Source organism: Streptomyces albiaxialis (assembly GCF_039530985.1).
GTDB classification, from domain to species: Bacteria; Actinomycetota; Actinomycetes; order Streptomycetales; family Streptomycetaceae; genus Streptomyces; species Streptomyces albiaxialis.
In genome coordinates, this window is record NZ_BAAAPE010000001.1 from 707,771 (window position 1) to 711,268 (window position 3,498).

The 3,498-nt window shown below is 72.4% G+C and carries 4 protein-coding genes; 1 reads left to right on the plus strand and 3 read right to left on the minus strand.

The features are described from left to right. The first annotated feature begins 278 nt into the window (after positions 1-278). Positions 279-1,040, plus strand: coding sequence for an SDR family NAD(P)-dependent oxidoreductase (locus ABD343_RS03255; protein WP_344523706.1), 762 nt, complete (start codon positions 279-281; stop codon positions 1,038-1,040). A gap of 142 nt (positions 1,041-1,182) precedes the next feature. Here the strand turns inward: ABD343_RS03255 and ABD343_RS03260 are convergent, their stop codons facing one another. From ABD343_RS03260 to ABD343_RS03270, 3 genes are read right to left on the minus strand one after another with little or no spacing between them, the layout of a single operon-like run. After that, the gene (locus ABD343_RS03260; protein WP_344523708.1) at positions 1,183-2,292 is read right to left on the minus strand and encodes an acyl-CoA dehydrogenase family protein; all 1,110 of its coding nucleotides are present in this window, start codon (positions 2,290-2,292) and stop codon (positions 1,183-1,185) included. Next, positions 2,285-2,575 carry an acyl carrier protein gene (locus tag ABD343_RS03265; protein ID WP_344523710.1) on the minus strand — a complete coding sequence of 97 codons (291 nt, stop codon included), beginning with the start codon at positions 2,573-2,575 and terminating at the stop codon, positions 2,285-2,287. The genes ABD343_RS03260 and ABD343_RS03265 overlap by 8 nt, the downstream gene beginning before the upstream one ends. Positions 2,576-2,577: 2 nt before the next feature. Next, positions 2,578-3,450, minus strand: a complete 873-nt coding sequence (locus tag ABD343_RS03270) for a 3-hydroxyacyl-CoA dehydrogenase family protein (RefSeq protein ID WP_344523712.1) — start codon at positions 3,448-3,450, stop codon at positions 2,578-2,580. Positions 3,451-3,498: the final 48 nt, after the last annotated feature.

Consider the following 3,498-nt stretch of genomic DNA (forward strand, 5'->3'; position numbering starts at 1 on the left):
GGAAAAGTCCCCGGCAGGTGAAAGGAAAAAGCACGGGCGCGGGATCCTGTCGGCGAATGGCGGAGAAAATCGCTCGCGCCTTGTGCGGACAGTCCGCTGCTACCCGTGAGAAGTTGGTGACATCTCCCCGTGCTGCCCCCGTGAGTTCCCCCGTCGCATTATCCGGAAGCAACGCTATCGAAGGCGTCCGGCGCGGGGCAACCCTCTCCGGGAAGGCCCTCGGAGAACTATGCTGAGCGCGCCGCATCGGCCAACCAGAGGAACCGCAGGGGGAATCCATGAAGGTGGACGGAAGCGTTGCACTCGTGACCGGTGGAACGTCCGGGCTCGGGCTGGCCGCCGTACGGAGGCTGCACGCCGGGGGCGCGTCCGTGGTCGTCATGGGACGGACTCCCGAGTCCGGGGAGCGGGTCGCGAAGGAGCTGGGCGAGCGCGTCGTGTTCTCCCGGGGAGACGTGACCAGGGAGGAGGACGTGAGCGCGGCGGTCGAGCGCGCGCGGAGCCTCGGCACGCTGCGCGTGGCCGTGAACTGCGCCGGGATCGGCAACGCCGTCAGGACGGTCGGCAAGAACGGCCCGTACCCGCTGGCCGCCTTCAGCAAGGTCGTGCAGGTCAATCTGATCGGCACCTTCAATGTCGTACGGCTCGCCGCCGCGGAGATGAGCGGCGCGGAGCCGGTGGGCGAGGAGCGCGGCGTGCTGGTCAACACGGCGTCGGCGGCGGCCTTCGAGGGGCAGATCGGCCAGGTGGCGTACGCCGCGTCGAAGGCGGGCGTCGTCGGCATGACGCTGCCGCTCGCGCGCGATCTCGGGGAGTGGCGGATCCGGGTCGTCACCCTCGCGCCGGGCCTCTTCCGCACCCCGATGTTCGACGCGTTCCCCGAGTCCGCGCTGGAGGCGCTGGGCGGCCAGGTACCGCACCCCGGACGGCTCGGGGACCCGGCGGAGTTCGCCTCCCTCGTCGCGCACGCGGTGGAGAACCCGATGCTCAACGGCGAGACAATCCGCCTCGACGGCGCCCTCCGCATGCCCCCGAGGTAACCGGGGCCGGGGCGCCCGGCCCCGGAGCCGGAGCCGGAACCGGGGCGCTCGGCCCCGGAACCGGCTTCCGGGCCCCCGGCGCGCGCCCTCGCTCCCGGCTCGCGGCAGTTCGCGGACCGGGAGGCGGGCGCCTCTCGCGTGCTCATTGCGCGGTCGCCACCGCGTGCTCGGCGAGGAGCAACTGGCAGATCTCGTTGCTGCCTTCGATGATCTCCATCAGCTTCGCGTCGCGGTACGCGCGGGCCACCACGTGGCCGTCCCGCGAGCCCGCAGAGGCCAGCACCTGGACCGCCGACGAGGCGCCCTTCGCCGCGTTCCCGGCGCTCACGTGCTTGGCGAGCACGGTTGCGACGACGACGTCGGGCGAGCCCTCGTCCCAGCACGCGCTGGCGTGCGCGCACGCCTGGGCCGCGACCTGCTCGGAGACGTACAGCTCGGCCAGGTGCCGCTGCACGAGCTGGTGCCCGGTGAGGGGCTTGCCGGACTGCGTGCGCGAGGCGGCGTGCCGGGCCGCCGCGTTCCGGCAGGCGCGCAGGATGCCCACGCAGCCCCAGGCGACCGAGATCCTGCCGTACGCGAGCGCGGCCGTGACCAGCAGCGGCAGCGGCAGCCCGGGGCCGCCGAGCACGCTGGAGGCCGGGAGCCGCACGCCGTCGAGGCGGACGTGCGCGTGCCCGGCGGCGCGGCAGCCCATCGGGTCGGCGACCCGCTCGACGCGTACGCCGGGCGCCGAGGCGGGCACCACCACGGCGGCGGCCCCGCCCTCGCACTTCGCGAAGACGATCAACAGGTCGGCGTAGTGGGCGCCGGTGACCCACACCTTGTGTCCGTCGAGGACGACCTCGTCGCCGTCGGTCTCCAGGGTGGTGGCCATCGTGGACAGGTCGGAGCCGGCGTCGGTCTCGCTGAAGCCGACGGCCGCCAGCTCGCCGCCGGTCAGCCGCGGCAGCAGCGCCGCGGACTGGCCGGGCGTGCCGAGCCGCTGGATCGTCCACGCCGCCATGCCCTGCGAGGTCATCACGCTCCGCAGGGAGCTGCACAGGCTCCCCGCGTGCGCGGTGAACTCGCCGTTCTCCCGGCTGCCGAAGCCGCGCCCGCCGTGCTCCGTGCCGACCTGCGCGCACAGCAGCCCGAGGCCGCCCGCCTTGCGGAGCAGGTCCCCGGGGATCTCGCCCGCGAGGTCCCACTCCCCGGCGCGGTCGCCGACCAACTCCTCGACGACCGCGTTTGCTTCTGCGAGCTTCTCAGGCACCGTCCGCCTTCCCGTCCGCACCGCTCAGCCGGAGCACGAGTTCCGTCATGCGCTCGACCGTGCGGAAATTGTCGAGACGCAGGTCGGTGCCGACGATGGATATCCCGTACTCCTTCTCCAGATGCACGACGAGTTCCATCGCGAACATCGAGGAGACGAGCCCGGAGGCGAAGAGTTCCCGGGAGGGCTCGACGGCGGTCTTGGTCTTGGCCTCCAGGAAGACGAGGAGGTCCTTCTCGATCGCCGCGGCGTCGATTTCCTGGGTGTGCTGTTCGGTCGTCACGATTATTCCTTTCCGTAGGCGTAGAAACCGCGTCCCGACTTGCGGCCGAGGTCGCCCTCGCGGACCTTTGCCAGCAGCAGGTCGCAGGGCTTGCACTCGTCCGCGCCGGTGCGCTCGTACAGTTCGGCGAGGGAGTCGACGAGGTTGTCGATCCCGATCATGTCGGCGGTGCGCAGCGGGCCCGTCGGATGCCCGAGGCACCCCTCCATCAGCTCGTCGACGGCCTCGACGGAGGCGGTGCCCTCGCCGACGATCCGCGCCGCGGAGTTGATCATCGGGTGGAGCAGCCGGCTCGTCACGAAGCCCGGCGCGTCCCGGACGAGCACCGCGCGCCGCCGCAGGGACGTCAGCAGCGCGACGACCGTCCCGACGGTGGCGTCGCTCGTCTCCGGTCCCCGGCTGACCTCCACCATCGTGATCAGGTACGGCGGGTTCATGAAGTGCGTCCCGAGCAGGTCGCCGGGGCGCGCGGTCGAGGCCGCCAGCTCGCTGACGGGGATGCCGGAGGTGTTGGTGATCAGCGGCGTGCCGGGCCGTACCGCCGACGAGACCTCCGCCAGCACCTTGGCCTTGACCTCGGGCGACTCGGTGACCGCCTCGATCACGGCCGTCGCGTCCGCCGCCTCTGCCAGGGACAGCGTGGTCACCAGCTCGCCCGGCGCCCGCCCCTCGGGCAGGACGCCCATGAGCTGGGCGTGCCGGAGCTGGTGCGCGATCCGGGCACGCGCGTCGGCGAGGGTCTCCTCGTCGACGTCGACGAGGACGACGGGGATGCCGTGCCCGAGCACCAGCACCGCGATGCCCGTGCCCATCACCCCGCCGCCGAGGACGGCGACCTTCTGCCCGGCCGCCGGTCCTGTCGGTTCTTCACTCATGGCCTGGGCCACTCCTTCTCTCGTAACGGACGTCGGCAGAGGGGCCGT